Source organism: Erwinia sp. INIA01 (assembly GCF_025947915.1).
GTDB lineage: Bacteria > Pseudomonadota > Gammaproteobacteria > Enterobacterales > Enterobacteriaceae > Erwinia > Erwinia coffeiphila.
Genome location: NZ_JAPDNC010000004.1, coordinates 185,740 through 205,805, shown reverse-complemented (window position 1 = coordinate 205,805; position 20,066 = coordinate 185,740). Strand labels below are relative to the sequence as shown.

The window sequence follows — 20,066 nt, the reverse complement described above, 5'->3', positions numbered from 1 at the left end:
GTTGCCGCTGAATGAGCCAGTAGGTATGCGGGCCGAGTAGCCCGCGAAGAAAAATCAGAAACTGTGCTCTCCCACCGGGTGATAGCGGCGATCGAAATAGATCAGGCCGCTTCGGCTATCGCCAAACACCAGTGCGCGGGTTTCACAGACCAGGATGTCATGCGTACCGACGCTCACAATCTGGCTGACGGTGCAATCAAATGAGGCCAGCGCGCCGCTGAGGATCGGTGACCCGGTTACCTGGGTCGTCCAGTCGGCGGCAATAAAGCGCTCGGCCATTGGCGTTTTACCACCGAACAGACCGGACAGCGACTCATGACCTGCGGCCAGCGTATTGACGCACAGCTGCATGTTCTCTCTGAATACCTCGTATACCGAGGCAGAACGATTCAGGCATACCAGCAGCGTCGGAGGTGAATCCGTGACGCTGCACACCGCCGAGGCGGTAAAGCCAGCGCGCCCCGCGGGGCCGTCGGTGGTGATAATATTGACGGCGGCGCCAAGGCGAGACATGGCATCACGAAACTGCTGTTTTTCTACCGTCGGGTCATTCAGGGTTTCAGCCATATCAGCTCCATATCAACGGTTTCGGGGCTGCGTTCGGTATGCTGCAGCCAGGTCAGTAAATGGTGATTAAAGGTGGCACTGTCGGTAACGCTCATGGCATGGCCCCCCCAGTTCATTTGTTGTAGCGTGGCATTGGGCAGGGCAGCATGCAGGCGTTCGGAACAGGTCCAGGGAACCAGCAGATCGTCGCGGGAGCAGAGCAGAAGTACCGGCTGGGTGATACGCGCTGCCTGCGTGCTGTAATCACAGCTCATCAGGGCGTGCAGTCGTTTAAGCAGATTCTCCATCCCCTGAAAATGCGCGGTATGCAGGGCATCTTCGGCTTCAATACGTTCCTGATGCTCCGACAGCCAGTCTGCGGGATAGAGAAACAGCGGCTGCGCGCGGACATAAGCCTCGACACCCGTATTGAGTAACAGATCCTGACGCACGCGAAAGCAGCGACGGGTATGGGTATCCAGCTGAAGCCAGCCGTTGACCAGTACGAGTCTTTCCACCCTTTGCGGATGGTCGAGCGCCAGCTGCATGGCGATCATCCCGCCCAGCGCGTGGCCGATAACATCGAAGCGTTCAATCCCATGCCGGTCTAGTAGCGCGATCAGCTCGTCGGCCATATCCTGCATGCTGTAACCGTCAGGCAGGCTGTCCGCGCTGCGACCGGTGCCGCGCTGGTCATATACCACCACGCGATAGGCGGCGCGAAGGGCGTTCATTTGCGGTAGCCAGAAGCTCCCCAGTCCGCCCAGTCCGGCGGACAGTACAAGGGTTCTTGCCTCGGGATCGCTACGGCCTGACAGTTCGATATGCATCAGATATCCCCTTATTTACCGATATGCGCCACGCTGGCGATTTCAACCAATGCATCCGGTTTCACCAGCCCGCACTGAATGCAGAAACGGGCGGGCTTCTCGCCGGGGAAGTAGTCGGCATACACCGCGTTCACCGCCGCGTAGTTGCTCCAGTCGGTAATAAAGATGGAGTTAAAGGTAACGTCATCCATCGTGCCGCCCGCCGTTTCGATCACGCTCTTAATCGTTTCCAGCACGTGGCGGGTCTGCGCCGCCGCGTCACCAACGTGGACAACGTTATTGTCCTTATCAAAAGGCAACGTTCCGGAAACATACACGATACCGTCGGCCAGCGTTCCGGGGACGAAAGGTGCAATGGGGACGCTGGTCCCGGGTGGCGTAATAATGGTTTTAGGCATGATGGTTTTTCCTCAGTCAAGTGATGGTTATGCCGTTTGCGGCAGCGCGTTTTGCCCGGCCTTCAGCGTGGCGCAGAAGCTGTCAACGTTAGACACCCAGCCGAAGAAGGTCTCGATATTGAAGATCGCCGCCTGTTGGGCAAACAGCGGTCCGGCCTGATAGGTCGCGTCTTCCAGTACGATGCCGAAATATTCGAGGAAGAAACCATCACGCAGCGTTGACTCAACGCAGACGTTGGTAGCGATTCCGGTGAATACCAGATGGCGGATGCCGCGGCTGCGCAGCATGCTGTCGAGTGCGGTATTAAAGAAACCGCTGTAGCGGGGCTTGGGTAAAACGATATCGCCGGGCTGTGGGGTAAGCTGATCGACCAGCTGATAGTCCCAGGTTCCTTTGGCCAGCAGCGTACCCTCCAGTTCAGGGCGCTGGCGCATGGTTTTCAGGGCGTTGGATTTATGCCAGTTTGGCGATCCGGGGCCGCCTGCTTCAACGTAGTTATCGTCCCAGCCGTTCTGGAACCAGATAATCTGTATCCCGGCTTCGCGCGCGGCGTTAACCGCAATGTTAATCCGATCGATAACCGGTCGTGTTGCCGAAACATCAAATCCTGCCAGATCCAGATAGCCACCGGGCGTGGCGTAGGCATTCTGCATGTCCACCACGATCAGTGCGGTCTGCTCGGGCGGGAAGACGATATCCTCCGGACGGGCAGGGAGGGTAACGGCATGTGTTGTTGATGCGGTGGTACAGACTACGGCGCGTTTAGCGTTCATTATGCTACCTCTTTCGCGATATCAATCAGGCCAGCGCGGCTCTGCATCAGTGGCTGAATACGCTCACCGAAATCTTCAATTCCCTGCAGGAAATCATCAAACGTCAGCAGGATGCCCTGAGTACCGGCTACGGTGGCGGCTTCATCCAGCATGCGGGCCACGTTGGACCATGAACCCACCAGCGTCCCCATATTGATGTTGACCGCCGAAGTCGGGTCGGCCATCTGGCGGACGTTGGTATCGCTCCCGGAGCGTTTATCCTGCTGGCTCTGGGTGGTCAGCCAGGCGAGTGCTTCCCCATCGGCACCGTCTTTGTAGTGCTCCCATTTGGCGCGGGCCGCCTCGTCGGTTTCCGCGGCAATAATCATAAACAGTACGTAAGAGCCCACGTCGCGGCCTGCGGCATCGGCAGCAGCCTTCATGCGAGCGGCGGTAGGGGCAAAAGCGGTTGGCGTGTTGACGCCTTTACCGAAGCAGAAGTTGTAGTCCGCATGCTGCGCCGAAAACGCCATTCCGGCATCGCTCTGCGCGGCGCAAATCACTTTCATCGGGCGCTGCGGCTGCGGGCTGAGGCGGCAGTCGTTCATGGTGAAGAATTCACCTTTCAGGTCGGATTTACCGGTGCCCCACAGATCGCGCAGCACGTTGACATATTCCGTCAGGTAGTCGTAGCGGCGGGAGAAATATTCATCGCCCGGCCACAGTCCCATCTGGTCGTATTCGGGTTTTTGCCAGCCGGTGACCAGATTCACACCGAAGCGGCCGCCGGAAATGGAATCAATCGTTGAGGCCATCCGCGCCACAATGGCCGGAGGCAGAGTCAGGGTGGCGGCGGTGGCATAAATCTCGATGCGGGAAGTCACTGCGGCCAGGCCGGCCATCAGCGTGAAGGATTCCAGATTGTGGTCCCAGAACTCCGTTTCACCGCCAAAGCCACGCAGCTTAATCATCGACAGGGCAAAATCGAAGTTGTAGGCCTCCGCTTTCTGCACAATGGCTTTATTCAGCTCGAAAGTTGGCATGTACTGCGGCGCGTTGCGGGAGATCAGCCAGCCGTTGTTACCGATAGGAATAAAAACACCGATTTTCATATGGAACCCTCTGATTAATTGAAAGATTTAATCCCGGCGCTGCGTTGCATCCTGCGGTTTCCATTAAAGCGGCGCGTTGCAGGAAAGATTGCAAAGGTTATGCCAGAATTAAAAATGTTAATTAAAGCAATGGGTTGTTTTCGCTCTGTGAATTTAAAGGTAGAGCAGTCGGTCAAAACGGACCATTTGATAAAAAATAACTGCACAAATAACTGGCAGCGGTGCGCAATAAAAGTGCAGCGTCGCGATTAGGTGTGATTCGGGCGATTTGGTATTATCCCCGCAACCCATATGGATCACGGAGTCACGGTGAATTCGACAGATAAACAACCGGTCAAAGCCCCAACGCGGCGCTCCCGCGCGGTCGCGGCGAAGCGTTCCGCTATTCTGGCGGCGGCGCTGGAGTATTTTTCACAGTTTGGCATCCACGGCACCAGCCTGGATAAAGTGGCCGAACGCGCCGATGTATCCAAAACCAATCTGCTGTATTACTTCCCTTCTAAGGAAGAGCTGTACATTGCGGTGTTAAAAGATCTGCTGGATATCTGGCTGGCACCGCTGCGAGCGCTGCGCGCCGACCAGCATCCGCTGGATGCTATTCGCCAATACATACGTCTTAAACTGGAGGTATCGCGCGATTATCCTCAGGCCTCCAGGTTGTTCTGTATGGAGATGCTGCAGGGGGCACCGCTGCTGAAGGCTGAGCTGGCGGGGGATTTGCGTCATCTGGTTGAAGATAAGGCGACAATCATTGAACAGTGGGTTCGCGAGGGAAAACTGGCGGAAGTTCAGCCACACCATTTGATTTTTATGCTGTGGGCAACCACGCAGCACTATGCTGATTTTGCGACTCAGGTTGAAGCCGTGACCGGTCAGACGCTGAGCGATGAAGCCTTTTTCAATCAGACGGTGGAAAACGTGCAGAAAATGGTGATTGAGGGAATTCGCGTACGCCAGGTATAGCGGAGTGGTAAAACAGGGCGGTCCAGTTAAGGACTGCCCTGTAGATAAGACTTATGCCTGTTTACGGCTGCGCAGGAACCAGCCCACGGCCAGAATCAGGAACCACAGCGGCGTCACCATCAGCGCCTGACGGGTATCTTCTTCCAGCGTTAACAGCACCAGTACAAAGGCGAAGAAGGCCATGCACACCCAGCACATAAACTTGCCCAGCGGCATTTTATAGCTCGACTCCGCATGGCGCTGCGGATGCTTTTTGCGGTATGCGAGGTAGGAGCACAGAATAATCGTCCAGACGAACATAAACAGGATGGCGGAGACCGTGGTGACCAGGGTAAACACCGTCATGACGTTCGGGATCAGATAAATCAGCGCCACGCCGCCCAGCAGGCAGAAGCAGGAGAAGAACAGACCGGTCGTCGGCACTGCACGGCTTGAAAGCACTCCAAAACGACGATGCGCCACGCCCTGCTGTGACAGGCCGTACAGCATACGGCTGGTGGAGAAGATACCGCTGTTGGCGGAGGATGCCGCCGAAGTCAGTACCACGAAGTTAACGATACTTGCCGCAGCCGGCAGACCAATCAGCACAAACATTTCAACAAACGGGCTACGGTCGGCGACGACCTGATTCCACGGCGTAACGGCCATAATCACCATCAGTGCCAGCACGTAGAACATGATGATACGCAGGGGAATGGCGTTAATCGCACGCGGCAACACTTTTTTAGGATCGTGCGTTTCGGCTGCTGCGGTGCCCACCAGTTCGATCCCAACGAAGGCGAATACGGCAATCTGGAAGCCGGCAAAGAATCCGCTCAGGCCTTTCGGGAACATACCGCCGTGATCCCAGATGTTGCTTAAGGATGCAGTACCGCCGCCCGGCGAAGGATAGTGCATGGCAACCAGTACAATACCGGTGGCAATCAGCGCAACGATGGCGACGATTTTAATAATCGCAAACCAGAACTCCATCTCACCAAATAGCTTAACGGTGGCGACGTTGAGCGATAAGAACACCACGATACACAGCAGGGCGCTCATCCAGATAGAGAAGTCAGGGAACCACAGCTGGAAGTACGAACTGATGGCCACCACGTCGGCAATGCCGGTGACAACCCAGCAGAACCAGTAGGTCCAGCCGGTAAAATAGCCGGCCCACGGGCCAAGCAGGTCCGCCGCAAAATCACTGAAGGATTTGTACTCAAGATTGGAGAGCAGCAGCTCACCCATAGCGCGCATGACGAAAAACAGCATAAAGCCGATGATCATATAAACGAAGATGATTGATGGCCCGGCCAGGCTGATTGTTTTGCCCGACCCCATGAACAGCCCGGTGCCTATTGCCCCACCGATAGCGATGAGCTGGATATGCCGATTGTGCAGGTTACGCCTGAGCGTTTCCGGGCCTTCCTCTGAAAGCGTTGCCTCTTTTGATTGATCAACCATTAAGGTTCTCCTGTCGTGTTCTGTCCTGTGTAAATGAGTTAAAGCTCTGATGGCTTTTATTTCATTCGGTCCTGCCATGATTAGCTGGCATAAGATAGTGTAATAACGCGTTAAACGGGTAATTCTTTTCGGTAATAGTGATGGCGATCGAAGCGAATGATTCCGGTTGACACCACAGGAAGAGGAGCTTAACGCAAAATCAGAATGATAAAGCAGAAAAAACAACGACATTGCGTTAAAGCGGTATTGTCTGCTCAAAAAAGCGCCATGCTAAAGGGGGCAGGGTTGGATTCCGGATTAGGAACGTCAAAGAGGAATTGTGTAAACAGATAATGGCTTGCGCCTTTTTTGAACATTTATGGCGATTTCAGTTCATCGGTGAGGTTGGTTAATGTTATAAAAAATCAATTAATTAGTTATTGCCGGGTATTCTGGTTTGGCTGCAGTCACTGTCAGGGGAAGACAACATGCAGATCAGGGGGAAAAAAGCGCAAAGTTGATGTATGCTGATAAGATAAATCCTATGATACAAGTGTTATCTGAGGCTTAATGATTGTTGCAAAGTGGGAAGTCAGGACACTCAGGTGATAATAACATACGGTATTGTGATGGATTGGATAAAAGTTGGGCTTGTTTCGGTGAAAAAATAGCTACACTTAATAAAAATTAGTAAACGGTCCTGTAATTTACTCACGAAAACATTATTACAATAATCATTTATCTGGTCACATTTAATGTCTAATTACACAGCAATATTTACAATGAAAACCAGAATCAACGCGAGTGGGTTCCCTTACGTTCCGTTGGGGAATTGATGACTGCTGACACTTATTTCAATTGGCGAGACGAAGTTCAATTAGCATTCAGTAAAAAGACTGAAATTGAACAGGTGACTCTGTTAATTGAGCAACAGGCAAAACGCCTTGGGTTCGATTTTTATGTGCTTTTCATCAAGCACCCTGTGCCATTTACGCGGCCCAAAACCTTCTATTACTGTAATTTGCCTGAGAAATGGATAAATTTTTATTTTCAGGAAAACTATTCCCCTGTAGACCCGATACTGCAGAATTGTCAGCTCCCGGGAAGTCTGTGGGTGTGGGACGATGAGAGCGCAGGCGAAGGGGCTGTCATGATGCGTGCGGCAAGGCGGCATGGGATTTATCACGGCATCTCAATCTCAGCCATCGCACAAAACAGAGCAACGGGGATATTATCATTCGCCTCATCAGATCCGTTAAATAATGTAAAGTTAACTACCGAGTTACAACTTAAACTCCAGTATATGGTGGAACTGTCGCTGGCTACGCTCAGCAGGCTTGAAGATATTTCCATGGTCTCTGTGAAACTGGAATTAAGCGATCGCGAGCGCGAAATCCTTAAATGGACGGCGGAAGGGAAAACGTCAGCTGAAATATCGCTGATACTTTCTATTTCTCAACATACGGTTAATTTTCATCAGAAAAACATGCAAAAACGATTAAATGCGCCAAACAAGACGCAAATTGCCTCTTACGCAGCTGCAATCGGTTTGATCTGAAAGACAACGCAACTACTAATTTTGGTAGTTTCGTATTACTAACTGGTTGTCTACCCTTCGCAAGGGTAACAACCCTGCGCGTCCCGCCCGGGGCGGTTTTCGTGCGGGAGTGCGACGGGGATTTATAAATGAAAATTATCCAGACCAAACTGAAGGATATGCCTTCCTCGTTGCTGGCCGAATTGGGGAGCTACCGTTACAGCGTTTTTGCCAGAGAAGAAGGCTGGTCAATTCCTTCACGGCTCAGCACCCCAGGCCAGGAGTACGATCGCTTTGATCGTTCCGATGTCTGCTGGCTGATCGCCTGGCATGCACAACACGGCATTTGCGGCTGTGCACGGCTGATGAAATGGCAGTGCCCGGAAAATAGCGAACTTTCTGACGCCGACCGGGAAAGCCTCGACGGTGGGCAAATTTGGGAGATGTCCCGTTTTTCAGCGCGCCTGGAGATAGACAGTGAGCTGCCATTAAATATCTTATGGCACGCGCTTCAGCTCGCTGAACAGTCCGGAATCAGCAATTTATTCAGCGCCGCGACACCGATGCTGGAAAACATGTTCGGTCAGTATCAGGTTAACTATCTGCAACTGCCGCCGGGCGTCATTCAGTCGGAAGATAATCTCTTTGCTGTAAGAATACCGATTTCCCAGCCTCATCTGGCCAGCCGTTTCCATGGCTCAAGACGTTTTAAGCCCGAAGAGGTCCTGCCGTCTCTGGGCGTTTCAATCAGCTGGGGTATGCGCGGGCGCTAGGCCTGCCATTTCGACCACAGCGTTATCAACAGCCATGCCGCCGCGGACCAGCAGGCTACCGCGGCCATCAGTGCAGGCACCAGTCGCATCATATTGATGAAATACCACAGCGATAACAGATAAACGAAGTAGGGAATGATCGCCCACATGCCAAACAGGATGGTTGCGCGCAGCGCTTCAACTCCACGCTCGCTTCCGACGATATAGTGTGCAATTAGCGCAAAAGTGGGAAACAGGGGGATCAATCCGGCAAGATAGTAATTACGTGTTTTTGCAAGAATGCCGATGAGTAACACAACGACAGCACCAAGTATCGCTTTAATCAGTAAGGCCATTATTTCATCAACTGGTTATTGTTTATTTTTCTGAAGGCCTGACGCTTATCCGATGATGCAGAAAGGCGGTATCGTCAGGGAAAATTAAGCACGCCCGATGCCGACAGCGGGATCGATGTCCCTGCTGCCGGCCCCTGTCTGGTTACTGGCGGAAAGCGTGTTTGATTTGTTTTACGGTGTTGCTGAACACTTCAGCCTGCTGTTCATCTTCCAGGCCCGCAATGTAGCGCTCCATATTGATGATCACTTTGCCTGCGTCGGCCTGACCAATCGATTTCAACATCAGCGTAACCAACGCCTTCATACAGGTGACTTCGTTAGCTAAAGCTTTAACGTCTTCACTGGTTGAAAAGTCAATCTGACTCATGATCTCTCCTGATAAATGATAAAAAACATGCTCCTGAGCCACAGGGCAGGGCGCGAAAAATTGTTAAAAGTATATCATACATAGCATAAAAAAAATCAGACGGGCACGCTTCGTTTTCGATCTCGTTTACGAAGTAAAGCGTGATGCAGTAACGGTAACGTCATCCTGCTTACTTATCGCTTTAGACTAAACTTAATTTAAGTTCGCAGAGATATCCGGATGTCTGTAGAATTTACTTAACGAAGAGTTGTCGCGATTGGTTTTATCTAACGCCATGTAATTATTGGCTATTGTGTATTTTATATTTATTTTGGTAAGTATTTATTGCAATTTTATCGACGATTATCAATGTCTCTGCCTTGGAGATTTTCTTGAGCGTTATTTTTTATTTTGCATTATGATTTAAGAAACGAAATTGTTAGTCGCTGTGTTAAATATGTTCTACCAGTGAAAAAAAAGTAGTAGAATTATGACCCTGCGTTATTGCACATCATCACCTGCCTCAGCCATTTAGGGAGTTCCGTTTGATAAGCGTTTTTCTCGTCGATGACCACGAACTGGTGCGTACAGGGATCCGTCGCATACTGGAAGATATCAAAGGTATCCAGGTTGTAGGTGAAGCCAACTGTGGTGAGGATGCAGTGAAATGGTGCCGCGGCAACAATGTTGACGTGGTACTCATGGATATGAACATGCCAGGCATTGGCGGCCTTGAAGCTACGCGTAAAATTGTGCGTTACTCGCCGGATGCTAAAGTGATTATGCTGACCATTCATACCGAAAGCCCGCTTCCGGCGAAGGTAATGCAGGCGGGTGCATCAGGTTACCTGAGTAAGGGTGCGGCTCCGCAGGAAGTGGTCAACGCGATCCGTTCAGTCAATGCCGGGCAGCGCTACATCGCCTCTGATATCGCGCAACAGATGGCGTTAAGCCAGATAGAACCGCAGTCAGAATCACCTTTGAGCTGTTTGTCAGAACGCGAACTGCAGATTATGCTAATGATCACCAAAGGACAGAAAGTGACTGAGATTTCCGAGCAGTTGAATCTCAGCCCTAAGACGGTGAATAGCTATCGCTATCGTATGTTCAGCAAGCTGAATATCAGCGGTGATGTTGAGTTAACGCATCTGGCTATTCGCTATGGTCTGTTCAATTCGGAACCGTTAATCAGCAGTGAGTAGTATGGTATTTGATGCCCGTTCCTTTCTGAAAACCGTTACCAGCCAGCCTGGTGTCTATCGTATGTACGACGCCAGTGAAACGGTCATTTATGTTGGTAAAGCAAAGGATCTGAAGAAGCGCCTTTCCAGCTATTTTCGCGGTAATCTTGCCAGCCGAAAAACGGAAGCGCTGGTGGCATTGATCCAGCAGATAGATGTGACCGTGACCCACACGGAAACAGAAGCCCTGCTGCTGGAACACAACTATATAAAGCTCTACCAGCCGCGCTATAACGTTCTGCTGCGTGACGATAAATCCTATCCTTATATCTTCCTCAGCGCTGATGCCCATCCGCGCCTTGCCAGCCATCGCGGTGCCAAACACGCGAAAGGGGAGTACTTTGGTCCTTTCCCTAATGGCTACGCGGTGCGGGAAACGCTGTCGCTGTTGCAAAAGGTGTTTCCCGTTCGCCAGTGTGAAAACAGCGTATACCGCAACCGCACGCGGCCCTGTTTGCAGTATCAGATTGGCCGCTGTTTAGGTCCCTGTGTAAGCGGGTTGGTGAGCGAGGAAGAATACGCCCAGCAGATTAACTACGTGCGGCTGTTTCTGTCCGGCAAGGACGATCAGGTTCTCAACCAGCTGGTCAGTCGGATGGAGGCTGCCGCCATGGATCTGCGTTTTGAAGAGGCTGCACGCCTGCGCGATCAAATCCAGGCTGTGCGCCGCGTAACGGAAAAACAGTTCGTTTCCAATCAGGGCGATGATATGGACGTCATCGGCGTTGCTTTCGATGGCGGCCTGGCCTGCCTGCACGTGCTGTTTATCCGGCAGGGCAAGGTGCTGGGCAGCCGCAGCTATTATCCGAAGGTCCCGGCAGGAACGGATCAGGCCGAGGTGGTGCAAACCTTCGTCGGGCAGTTCTACTTACAGGGCAGCCAGGCCCGAACGCTGCCGTCAGATATCCTGCTCGATTTCACTCTACCGGAAAAAGACCTGCTGGCTGAGTCCCTGACCGAGCTTGCCGGGCGGCGGGTCAGCATACAAAGCAAGCCGCGTGGCGATCGCGCGCGGTATCTGAAGCTGGCCCGGACCAATGCCGCCACGGCGCTGGCGACGCGGCTGGCACAGCATTCCACCGTTCATCAGCGTCTGTCAGAGCTGGCTCATGTGCTGGAACTGCCTGAAATCAATCGAATGGAGTGTTTCGACATCAGCCATACGATGGGGGAGCAAACTGTGGCTTCCTGTGTGGTATTTGATGCTAATGGTCCGGTGCGCAGTGAATACCGGCGTTATAATATCAGCGGAATCACGCCAGGGGATGACTACGCGGCGATGAATCAGGTACTGCGCCGCCGTTATGGCAAAGAGCTGGAAGAGAGTAAAATCCCCGATGTGATTCTTATTGACGGCGGTAAAGGTCAGCTGGCGCAGGCGAAAAGCGTTTTTGCGGAACTGGACGTCAGTTGGGATAAACAGCATCCTTTGCTGCTCGGTATTGCGAAAGGCACCGATCGCAAAGCGGGACTGGAAACACTGTTCTTCGAACCGGAGGGGGAGGGCTTTTCTCTGCCGCCGGATTCCGCTGCGCTACATGTATTGCAGCATATTCGTGATGACTCTCACAATCATGCAATTACGGGTCATCGCAATAAACGGGCGAAAGTGAAAAATACCAGCGCACTGGAAACGATAGAAGGCATAGGCCCGAAACGTCGCCAGATGCTGCTGAAGTATATGGGGGGCCTGCAACCGCTGATAAATGCTTCGGTGGAAGAGATTGCCAAAGTACCGGGAATATCGCATGCGCTGGCCGAAAAAATCTTCTATGCGCTGAAACACTAAGCATTGCAACACCCGTAGCAATGTAGGAACATAGAGACAAATTCTACTCTGTCCAAACAGTTAGCATAATTATGCCATTTAATATCCCGACCTTACTGACCCTGTTTCGCGTAGTTTTAATTCCATTTTTCGTGCTGGCGTTCTACCTGCCGTTTGAATGGGCTCCACTACTTTGTGCATTGATCTTTGTCGTTGCTGCGGTAACGGACTGGTTCGATGGATTTCTTGCCCGTCGCTGGAAGCAAACCACCCGTTTTGGTGCGTTCCTCGATCCGGTGGCCGATAAGGTGATGGTTGCCATGGCGCTGGTGCTGGTGGCGGAATACTTCCACGCATGGTGGATCACCTTGCCTGCTGCAACCATGATTGCCCGTGAAATTATCATTTCTGCGCTGCGCGAGTGGATGGCGGAAATCGGTAAACGCAGCAGTGTTGCCGTATCCTGGATTGGTAAAGTGAAAACCACGGCGCAGATGTTGGCACTTTTTGCTCTGTTATGGCGTCCGAACTCGATCGTTGAGGGCATTGGGGTGGCCGCACTGTACATCGCCGCCGTGCTGACTTTCTGGTCAATGTTCCAATATTTGAGCGCTGCACGCGGTGATTTGCTCGAACGTTGATCGAAGCGACTTAAAAAGCAGCAAACGGACGCATTGTACGGATAATTTGATTGACTCAGTGCGCCATCTCAGTAGAATGCAACGCATCGAAAGGCAGCACGGTCTGCCAGAAGATAAAGCAAATCAGCAGCTTCTGAGTTTCACTCAAACAAAGTAGCAAAGTTGATGGCCAAGCGGGAATAGCTCAGTTGGTAGAGCACGACCTTGCCAAGGTCGGGGTCGCGAGTTCGAGTCTCGTTTCCCGCTCCAGTTTAAGTCAGCAGAGAATTTCTCTGAAGGCAAAAAAGAATAAAGGCGCGTTGGCAGAGTGGCCATGCTACGGATTGCAAATCCGTCTACCTCGGTTCGACTCCGGGACGCGCCTCCAATCTTACATCCAGGCCCGGATGGTGAAATCGGTAGACACAAGGGATTTAAAATCCCTCGGCTTATGGCTGTGTGGGTTCAAGTCCCACTCCGGGCACCATATTCGCACTATCGATTAAAACGAATAAAATCAAAGCAATATGTAGTAATGTCGTGACCGCCCAAGGGCGGTTTTTTTGTTTTTGTCCCGCAGTTTCCTGATAACCTCTCCTGATATTATTCAACTGGGCCCGGCCACTAACGCGCGTCCGCGTATCGCACTCCGCGATTTACAACAACATATGTTCCTCCACTTGTTCTCCGGAACATTTAAGCCGATGATGGCGGCTCCTCCGCCTGAGAATGAGCCATCGCAGATGTTAATCAGTACCGACGAAGCCAGAACCATCAATACCGACAGCCGTCTGGCCTGTACGCTTGCCGCCGTTGCGGGTGCGCTGAATACAGCGGCTTTTGAGATCGTTGGTTTTTTCTCGGCGAATATGACCGGCAACGTTTCGTCACTGTCGGACAATCTGGCGAAAGCAAACCTGAAGGCGGGTGCTCTGTTCCTGGCGGTTCTGCTGCTGTTTATTGCCGGATCTGCTTTTTCCACGCTGATCATCAATGCCGGGCGTAGAAGGGGAATTCGTACCATTTTCGCGGCGAATATTCTCGTTGAGGCACTGGCGCTGATTGCGCTGGGCATCGTTGAAATGTGGTGCAATCCATCGTATCCCGGGCTGCTGCTGATTTTTTCATTGAGCTTTTTGATGGGATTACAGAATGCGGTAGTCACGCGGATCTCTAATGCCAGGGTCAGAACCACCCATGTTTCCGGCACCGCCACGGATATTGGCATTGAGGTTGCGATGCTCATCGATGTCTTCCGACGCAAAGAATCGCCCAAGGATGCACCGCTTTACCTGGATCGTCTGGGGCTGCACTCATCAACGCTTTTAGCGTTTTTTGTGGGTGGGATCGCCGGGATCTGGCTGTCTAAGCTGTTTGGCTATATTTTTCTGATAATTATCGGTGCCGGGCTGCTTTATCTTTCGCTGGCAACGATATTCAGAAAACGCTCAGCATAAAAACGCCTGATTCAGGCCGAAATCACCAATACGGCTCTCCCGTAGCACCGATTCAGCCCGGCAGGCCACCGGGCAGATATCGACTTAAAAACGCAGAACGGTTTATCGCGGGAAGCGTTGTTCAAGCCTGTCGGCGACGTCGGCGGCATATTGCAGCGGAATAACGCAAACGCCATTACGATCGGCAAATACAATATCTCCAGGATTTACCACTACGCCACCGCAGCTGATCGCTACGTTGATTTCGCCGGTGCCCGCTTTTCCTGAAGCGCCACAGGTCAGCCCTCGGGCAAAAATCGGCAGGCCAATTTTCTCGCAGTCATCAATATCGCGGAACGCACCGTCAATGATTACTCCGATTGCTCCGTGTTTTACAGCAAGGCTGCTGCGCTGATCGCCCCAGTAGGCGCTTTCGGTATTGCCTTTCCCGTCGATCACCACGATATCACCGGGCTGCGCCAGTTCAATGGCGGTGGGAATGATACCGCCTTCGCCAGGCGGCACTCTGACGGTCAGGGCCGGTCCAACGATTTTACCGGCGGATACCCGCGGTTTGATGCTGCTGGTCATGCAGTCGAAGATACCCGCAACATCACATAAATCCGGTGTGGCATAAACCGCCAGCCGTGCCAGAACCTGAGGATCAGGGCGTTCAAAGGAAGCGTTAATGCGTTTACCGTAGCTCATCGTCATTACCTTTCTTAGTCGTTATGGGTTATCTATCGCCTTTATGCCGCCAGGTTCAGCACCATCACCGAAACCCATTCGCCGGAGACTTCACGTTGTTCAATCTCACGCCAGCCAAGCCGCTGATACAAACTTTGCTTATCCGGCGTATAGAGCCACAGACTGTCCATACGATCGTTTCTCGCATACTGGATACAGGCATTGACCAGCGCCGATCCCACGCCCTTACCGCGCCAGGCAACCGGCGTGAAAACTTCTCCCAGCCAGAAGCGGCGCGACGGATCATCGTCGAGTTCGTACTCAATCACACTGGCGGTTCCCATCAGGCTGCCGTCTGCGTGGTCGGCAAGCAGGGTAAAACTGCTGCGGTCCGGGTGATTGCGTAAAAGCAGACGTTCATTAATCCGCGCGATCGAAGACCAGTTTTGCAGCGCTGACCATTCGCTGTGTAGCAGATGCGCTATCTCCAGGCTTCTTTCAGGCTGCTGGCGCAGGGGCACAATCTCCATTCAATCCTCTCCGATGCGTGAATTCATTTCCACCGCCTGGCGGAAAGTTCAGGAACTATCTAAACTTTTTCCGATCCTCTTCCCATTTTTATCTGAGCGCGTTTATAATTGCCAGGTAATTTAGTTAGAACTCTAATCATCAGGTCTCTATATATTGAAATCCCAGGAACTGAACTTCTCCCGTTTGCTGCATCTTACGGCGCATGCCTGGCGTCAGGCGATCGATCGGCGGATGAAAGATAACGGTCTGAGCATGAGCAGCTGGATGGCGGTAGCCACCATTGCCATTCAGGAAGCGCCAATCAGTCAGAAAGAGCTGGCTCAGGCGCTGGGGCTGGAAGATGCCAGCGTGGTGCCATTGATTGACCGACTGGTTAAACAGCAGCTGGTGGAGCGCATCCAGCCGGAGGAAGACCGGCGTAAACGGCTGCTGCATGTGACGCCTCAGGGCGAAACGCTGTATCAGCGGCTGAAGGTTGAGGCGGATGCACTGCGCAATGAGCTGCTGGCCAACGTTGATAAAGATGACCTGGCGGTCACCCAGCGAGTACTGCAACAGCTACTGATTGCCACCGAGGGTAAGTAAGTGCGCCGCGATAAGCCTAACCCCTATGCGCCGCGGGAGTGGGCTCCCGGTGAAAAGCCGATGCTGCCCGGCTCCCCCTCCACGCCGCTGCACCCCGGCCATAAGCGTATTGCCTTTGGCATTGTTGGCCTGCTGATCTCCATCACCGGAGCATTGAGCAATGCGCTGGTGACGGCCAATCTGACCAATCTTCAGGGCGTCTTTGGCGCTTACAGTAATGAAATCGCCTGGCTGCCGGCGGTTTATGTGATGGGCAACATCTCCATCAACCTGCTGCTGGTCAAGTTTCGCCAGCAGTTCGGCCTGCGGGTGTTTACCGAGGCATTCCTGGTCCTGTACGTGCTGGTGGCGTTCTTCCATCTGCTGGTCAACGATCTCAGCTCGGCAATTATCGTGCGTGCGGCGCACGGTATGGTGGGGGCAGCGCTGAGTTCACTGGGGATTTACTATCAGATTCAGGCCTGGCCTGCGAAGCATCGGCTGAAGGCGTTGGCTATCGGGCTGGGCGCATCGCAGCTGGCGATCCCACTGGCGCGGCTGTTCTCTACCGAGCTGCTGCAGCTGGAGGAGTGGCGGGGGCTGTATCTGTTTGAGCTGGGGCTGGCGCTGATGGCGCTGGGCGCGGTGCTGATCCTCAAACTGCCGCCGGGCGAGCGGACCCGCGTGTTTGAGAAAAAAGATTTCCTCACCTTCTTCCTGATGGCGCCTGGCATGGCGCTGTTTTGTGGCGTGCTGTCACTGGGCCGCATTGAATGGTGGACCAGCACGCCGTGGCTGGGTGTCTGCACGGCGCTGGGCCTGGTACTGGTGACGGCCGCCGTGCTGGTGGAGCATAACCGCAGTAACCCGTTAATCAATACGCGGTGGCTGGGCAGCGGGGCGATTATTCGGCTCGGGATCGTGATGATCCTGCTGCGTATCATGCTGGCTGAACAGAACACCGGCGCGGTGGGCTATTTGCAAACGATCGGAATGTTAAACGATCAGATGCAGGGGCTGGCGCTGGCGATCCTGGCCGGCGTTGCGGCAGGCATTATTTTCAGTGCGTTGACCATTAATCCGAAGCATCTGAGCTGGCCGATCGTTGTTTCGCTGATTATTGTGATGGTTGCCTCGCTGATGGATGCGCAATCCAACCCGCTGACGCGTGCGCACAATATGTATTTCAGCCAGTTCCTGCTCGGCTTCAGTACCTCTTTCTTTATCGCACCGGCGATGCTGCTGGGGGTGGGGGGCGTGGTCACCCAGCCTAAAAACCTGGTGAGCTTCGTGGTGCTGTTCGGCATGAGCCAGAACATTGGCGGACTGATGGGATCGGCGCTGCTGGGAACATTTCAGACATGGCGTGAAAAATATCATTCCAGCCTGCTTGGCGACCAGCTTTCGTTGCTCGACCCCAACGTGACCGATCGTCTTGCACAGTATTCCAGCCTGTTCAGCAGCCAGTTGACCGATTCTGTTCTCACCAGTGCGCAGAGCACCACGCAGCTACAAACGGTTGCTACTCTACAGGCAAACGTCCTGGCTTATAACGATGTCTATCTTCTGACGGCGGGTATTGCCGCCGTGACTTTACTCTGGGTGCTGTGGCGGCTGTCCCGCCTGCGCTATCTCAACTGGCAGCAGGCAAAACGGGAAGCGGAAGCTGAGCAGCGGGCAATGCAACAAACGGCGACAACGATCGCAACGGGGAAATAATGAGCCAACAGGAACAGCAGCAGGCCGAGCGCCAGAGAAACAACAAGCTGCGAATTTTATCGATTGCTCTGGGATCGAGCATTGCCATCGTCGGTGTACTGGTGATCCTCTACGCCTGGCAGCTGCCGCCGTTTACCAGCCAGGTACAGTCGACGGAAAATGCCTACGTGCGTGGACAGGTGACCTTTATCAGCCCGCAGGTCAGTGGTTACGTTACCTCGGTTAAGGTGCTGGATTTGCAGCCGGTTAAGCGTGGCGATCTGCTGATGACTATCGACGATCGTATTTATCGCCAGCGTGTGCATCAGTCTCAGGCGCAGCTGGAGATGAAGAAAGCGGCTCTGGCGAATAACCAGCAGCAGCGGCGCAGCGCAGAGGCGGTCATCAAACGTAATGAAGCCGCTTTGCAAAATGCCAAAGCCCAGGCGGTGAAAAGCGGGCTGGATCTGAAGCGCGTAGAAAATCTGGTGGCGGACGGATCGCTGTCGCTGCGCGAGCGCGACGCCTCACGGGCCAGCAACAGTCAGACGCAGGCGGACGTTCAGCAGGCGCAGGCCACGCTGGAAGTGTCCCGTCAGGATCTTCAGACCACTATTGTTAATCGCGCTTCGCTGGAGGCCGACGTGACCAGCGTGCAGGCAGCACTGGAGCTGGCGCAGATCGATCTGGACAATACCCGTATTATTGCCCCGGATGACGGCCAGCTTGGCCAGATTTCGGTGCGCCAGGGTGCATACGTGACCGCCGGCACCCGGCTGACGTCGCTGGTGCCGCAGCAGAAGTGGGTGATCGCCAATATGAAAGAAACGCAGATGGCACGCATCCGCCCAGGCCTACCGGTCAGCTTTACCGTCGATGCGCTGAACAACACGCGCTATGACGGAGAAGTGGAGTTTATCTCTCCGGCGGCAGGTTCTGAGTTCAGTGCGATTTCACCGGATAACGCCACCGGTAACTTCGTAAAAATCGCCCAGCGTATTCCGGTGCGTATCCGCATTACCAGCGAGAACACGGAACAGCTGCGCCCCGGTATGTCGGTGGAGGTGAACATCGATACCACAGGGGATGATAACGGCAGGGAGAAACGCTGATGCCGGCTCAAAAAGCCCTGCTGGCACTGCTGCTGGCATCTATGCTGTCGGCCTGCGCCACACAAGTAGACCAGGCACCCGCTTCGCTGCCGATCCCTGATGGCTGGCGCAGCCAGGTCGGGCCGGGAGCCGCCGTTGAGGCGAACTGGTGGCGGGCGTTTGGCGATCCGCAGCTGAATCAGCTGGTGGAGCAGGCGCTGCGCAATAATCCGGACATCCTGATCGCCCGTTCGCGCGTGGATCAGTACCGTGCCCAGCTGCGTGGGGCGCAGGGCGACAACTTCCCGACGCTGGATGCCGGTGTGGCCGCGACCCGCGCGCGGGCAATTTCGGCCGTCACCGGGCAGCCGTATCAGTATTCGGTGTTCCAGGGCTTGCTGCAGGCAAACTATAACGTTGACCTTTGGGGGGCGCGCAGCAGCAGTATTGACGCGGCAAAAGCCTCGCTGGCAGCACAGCAGGCCGCCGCCAGTGCTGCGGAGCTGACCATCGCCGCGTCGGTCGCTTCTGGCTATATGACACTGGTCTCGCTGGATGAACAGCTTCGTGTTACCGAGGCAACGCTGGCAACCCGGCAGAACTCACTGAATCTGGCTAAACGTCAGTTTGAAACCGGCTATACCTCGAAGCTGGAATGGGTACAGTCCGAGTCGGAATATCAGACGGCAAAGGCACAGATCCCGCTGTTGCAGCATCAGATATCCCAGCAGGAGAATGCGCTGAGTATTCTGGTCGGTATGAACCCACGTCAGATCGCCCGGCAGAACAACTTTGACCATCTGGCTCCGCAATCGCTGCCTGCGGTGATGCCATCGCAGCTGCTGCAGCGACGGCCGGATATTGTGCAGGCCGAACGCCAGTTGCTGGCGGCGGATGCCTCTTTACAGTCTTCCCGCGCCAGTTTGCTGCCGTCGCTGAATCTGACCGCCAGCGGCACGCTGCAAAGTTCCGTTCTGCATGAGCTGGCGGCCAATCCCTTCCGACTCTGGAGCATCGGTGGCAGCGTGCTGGCTCCGCTGCTCAACCGTGAAGCGCTGACCGCGCAGGTGGATGTTTCAATGGCGTCGCGAAATCAGGCACTCTACACCTATGAAAAGGTGGTGCGCAGCGCGTTCGGTGAGGTGAATGACGATCTTGATGCGATTGCGCGCTACCAGCAGCAGCTGGTCGAACTGGAAAAACAGCAGCAGGTGGTGAGCGAAGCGCTGCATATTGCCAGCAATCGCTATCGCAACGGCTACGCGTCTTATCTGGATGAACTGGATGCTCAGCGCACGCTGTTCAGTACCCAGCTGAGCGTGGTACAGGCAAAAAATAATCTGCTGCTGGCGCAGATCGATCTCTACCGTGCACTGGGCGGAGGCTGGCAGCAGTAAATATCTGCCAGCAGG

General features: G+C 53.8%; 21 protein-coding genes and 3 tRNA genes. 14 read left to right on the top strand and 10 right to left on the bottom strand.

What is annotated here, in order from left to right:
• Window positions 1-54: 54 nt before the first annotated feature.
• From rutF to rutA, 5 genes are read right to left on the bottom strand one after another with little or no spacing between them, the layout of a single operon-like run.
• Window positions 55-567 (bottom strand): NADH-dependent FMN reductase RutF, encoded by a 513-nt coding sequence (rutF, locus tag OMR58_RS09030; RefSeq protein WP_200561369.1) that lies wholly within the window; start codon window positions 565-567, stop codon window positions 55-57.
• Entirely contained in the window at window positions 552-1,376 is an 825-nt protein-coding gene (rutD, locus tag OMR58_RS09025; RefSeq protein WP_264545744.1) for a pyrimidine utilization protein D, read from the bottom strand. The genes rutF and rutD overlap by 16 nt, the downstream gene beginning before the upstream one ends.
• 11 nt (window positions 1,377-1,387) lie before the next feature.
• Window positions 1,388-1,774 (bottom strand): pyrimidine utilization protein C, encoded by a 387-nt coding sequence (gene rutC, locus OMR58_RS09020; RefSeq protein ID WP_105593384.1) that lies wholly within the window; start codon window positions 1,772-1,774, stop codon window positions 1,388-1,390.
• A 27-nt stretch (window positions 1,775-1,801) separates the two neighbouring features.
• A complete protein-coding gene (gene rutB / locus OMR58_RS09015) occupies window positions 1,802-2,548 on the bottom strand; it encodes a pyrimidine utilization protein B (RefSeq protein WP_105593383.1) in 747 nt (248 codons plus the stop codon).
• Complete coding sequence (rutA, locus tag OMR58_RS09010) at window positions 2,548-3,639, bottom strand: pyrimidine utilization protein A (protein ID WP_264545743.1); 1,092 nt, start codon at window positions 3,637-3,639, stop codon at window positions 2,548-2,550. The genes rutB and rutA overlap by 1 nt, the downstream gene beginning before the upstream one ends.
• 291 nt (window positions 3,640-3,930) lie before the next feature.
• Here rutA and rutR point away from each other — a divergent pair, with 291 nt between their 5' ends.
• Window positions 3,931-4,602: an HTH-type transcriptional regulator RutR gene (gene rutR / locus OMR58_RS09005; protein ID WP_264545742.1), complete on the top strand. Its 672-nt coding sequence runs from the start codon at window positions 3,931-3,933 to the stop codon at window positions 4,600-4,602.
• Window positions 4,603-4,653: 51 nt separating this feature from the next.
• On the opposite strand, the gene cycA is transcribed toward rutR, so the two are convergent.
• Window positions 4,654-6,048, bottom strand: a complete 1,395-nt coding sequence (cycA, locus tag OMR58_RS09000) for a D-serine/D-alanine/glycine transporter (protein WP_105593380.1) — start codon at window positions 6,046-6,048, stop codon at window positions 4,654-4,656.
• Between the two features lie 814 nt (window positions 6,049-6,862).
• On the opposite strand from cycA, the gene sdiA reads away from it, so the two are divergent.
• Both sdiA and OMR58_RS08990 read left to right on the top strand, forming a co-directional pair.
• On the top strand, window positions 6,863-7,585 hold the full coding sequence (sdiA, locus tag OMR58_RS08995; protein ID WP_200561363.1) for a transcriptional regulator SdiA: 723 nt from the start codon (window positions 6,863-6,865) through the stop codon (window positions 7,583-7,585).
• A gap of 128 nt (window positions 7,586-7,713) precedes the next feature.
• On the top strand, window positions 7,714-8,337 hold the full coding sequence (locus OMR58_RS08990; RefSeq protein ID WP_105593378.1) for an acyl-homoserine-lactone synthase: 624 nt from the start codon (window positions 7,714-7,716) through the stop codon (window positions 8,335-8,337).
• Here OMR58_RS08990 and OMR58_RS08985 read toward each other — a convergent pair.
• Both OMR58_RS08985 and OMR58_RS08980 read right to left on the bottom strand, forming a co-directional pair.
• The gene (locus tag OMR58_RS08985; RefSeq protein WP_105593377.1) at window positions 8,334-8,672 is read right to left on the bottom strand and encodes a GlpM family protein; all 339 of its coding nucleotides are present in this window, start codon (window positions 8,670-8,672) and stop codon (window positions 8,334-8,336) included. The two genes, OMR58_RS08990 and OMR58_RS08985, sit on opposite strands and share 4 nt — an antisense overlap.
• Window positions 8,673-8,814: 142 nt before the next feature.
• The gene (locus OMR58_RS08980) at window positions 8,815-9,039 is read right to left on the bottom strand and encodes a DUF2594 family protein (RefSeq protein WP_105593376.1); all 225 of its coding nucleotides are present in this window, start codon (window positions 9,037-9,039) and stop codon (window positions 8,815-8,817) included.
• A gap of 524 nt (window positions 9,040-9,563) precedes the next feature.
• Here OMR58_RS08980 and uvrY point away from each other — a divergent pair.
• From uvrY to OMR58_RS08945, 7 genes are all read left to right on the top strand, one after another.
• Window positions 9,564-10,220: a UvrY/SirA/GacA family response regulator transcription factor gene (gene uvrY / locus OMR58_RS08975; RefSeq protein WP_105593375.1), complete on the top strand. Its 657-nt coding sequence runs from the start codon at window positions 9,564-9,566 to the stop codon at window positions 10,218-10,220.
• 1 nt (window position 10,221) lies between these two features.
• The gene (uvrC, locus tag OMR58_RS08970; RefSeq protein ID WP_264545741.1) at window positions 10,222-12,048 is read left to right on the top strand and encodes an excinuclease ABC subunit UvrC; all 1,827 of its coding nucleotides are present in this window, start codon (window positions 10,222-10,224) and stop codon (window positions 12,046-12,048) included.
• A 71-nt stretch (window positions 12,049-12,119) separates the two neighbouring features.
• Window positions 12,120-12,668: a CDP-diacylglycerol--glycerol-3-phosphate 3-phosphatidyltransferase gene (gene pgsA, locus OMR58_RS08965; RefSeq protein WP_105593373.1), complete on the top strand. Its 549-nt coding sequence runs from the start codon at window positions 12,120-12,122 to the stop codon at window positions 12,666-12,668.
• Window positions 12,669-12,841: 173 nt separating this feature from the next.
• A tRNA-Gly gene (locus OMR58_RS08960) sits at window positions 12,842-12,917 on the top strand.
• Between the two features lie 44 nt (window positions 12,918-12,961).
• Window positions 12,962-13,035: transfer RNA gene (locus OMR58_RS08955), tRNA-Cys, on the top strand.
• A gap of 13 nt (window positions 13,036-13,048) precedes the next feature.
• Window positions 13,049-13,134: transfer RNA gene (locus tag OMR58_RS08950), tRNA-Leu, on the top strand.
• A 256-nt stretch (window positions 13,135-13,390) separates the two neighbouring features.
• Window positions 13,391-14,104, top strand: a complete 714-nt coding sequence (locus tag OMR58_RS08945) for a YoaK family protein (RefSeq protein WP_264545740.1) — start codon at window positions 13,391-13,393, stop codon at window positions 14,102-14,104.
• Between the two features lie 102 nt (window positions 14,105-14,206).
• Here the strand turns inward: OMR58_RS08945 and OMR58_RS08940 are convergent, their stop codons facing one another.
• On the bottom strand, window positions 14,207-14,791 hold the full coding sequence (locus tag OMR58_RS08940) for an RraA family protein (protein ID WP_264545739.1): 585 nt from the start codon (window positions 14,789-14,791) through the stop codon (window positions 14,207-14,209).
• A 41-nt stretch (window positions 14,792-14,832) separates the two neighbouring features.
• On the bottom strand, window positions 14,833-15,300 hold the full coding sequence (locus OMR58_RS08935; protein WP_264545738.1) for a GNAT family N-acetyltransferase: 468 nt from the start codon (window positions 15,298-15,300) through the stop codon (window positions 14,833-14,835).
• A 154-nt stretch (window positions 15,301-15,454) separates the two neighbouring features.
• On the opposite strand from OMR58_RS08935, the gene OMR58_RS08930 reads away from it, so the two are divergent.
• From OMR58_RS08930 to OMR58_RS08915, 4 genes are read left to right on the top strand one after another with little or no spacing between them, the layout of a single operon-like run.
• Window positions 15,455-15,886 carry a MarR family winged helix-turn-helix transcriptional regulator gene (locus tag OMR58_RS08930; RefSeq protein ID WP_264545737.1) on the top strand — a complete coding sequence of 144 codons (432 nt, stop codon included), beginning with the start codon at window positions 15,455-15,457 and terminating at the stop codon, window positions 15,884-15,886.
• Between the two features lie 60 nt (window positions 15,887-15,946).
• Window positions 15,947-17,584 carry an MFS transporter gene (locus OMR58_RS08925; RefSeq protein ID WP_200546886.1) on the top strand — a complete coding sequence of 546 codons (1,638 nt, stop codon included), beginning with the start codon at window positions 15,947-15,949 and terminating at the stop codon, window positions 17,582-17,584.
• Window positions 17,584-18,675: an HlyD family secretion protein gene (locus OMR58_RS08920; RefSeq protein WP_264545736.1), complete on the top strand. Its 1,092-nt coding sequence runs from the start codon at window positions 17,584-17,586 to the stop codon at window positions 18,673-18,675. The genes OMR58_RS08925 and OMR58_RS08920 overlap by 1 nt, the downstream gene beginning before the upstream one ends.
• A complete protein-coding gene (locus tag OMR58_RS08915) occupies window positions 18,675-20,051 on the top strand; it encodes an efflux transporter outer membrane subunit (RefSeq protein WP_444861307.1) in 1,377 nt (458 codons plus the stop codon). Before OMR58_RS08920 ends, OMR58_RS08915 begins: the two co-directional genes overlap by 1 nt.
• Window positions 20,052-20,066 lie beyond the last annotated feature (15 nt).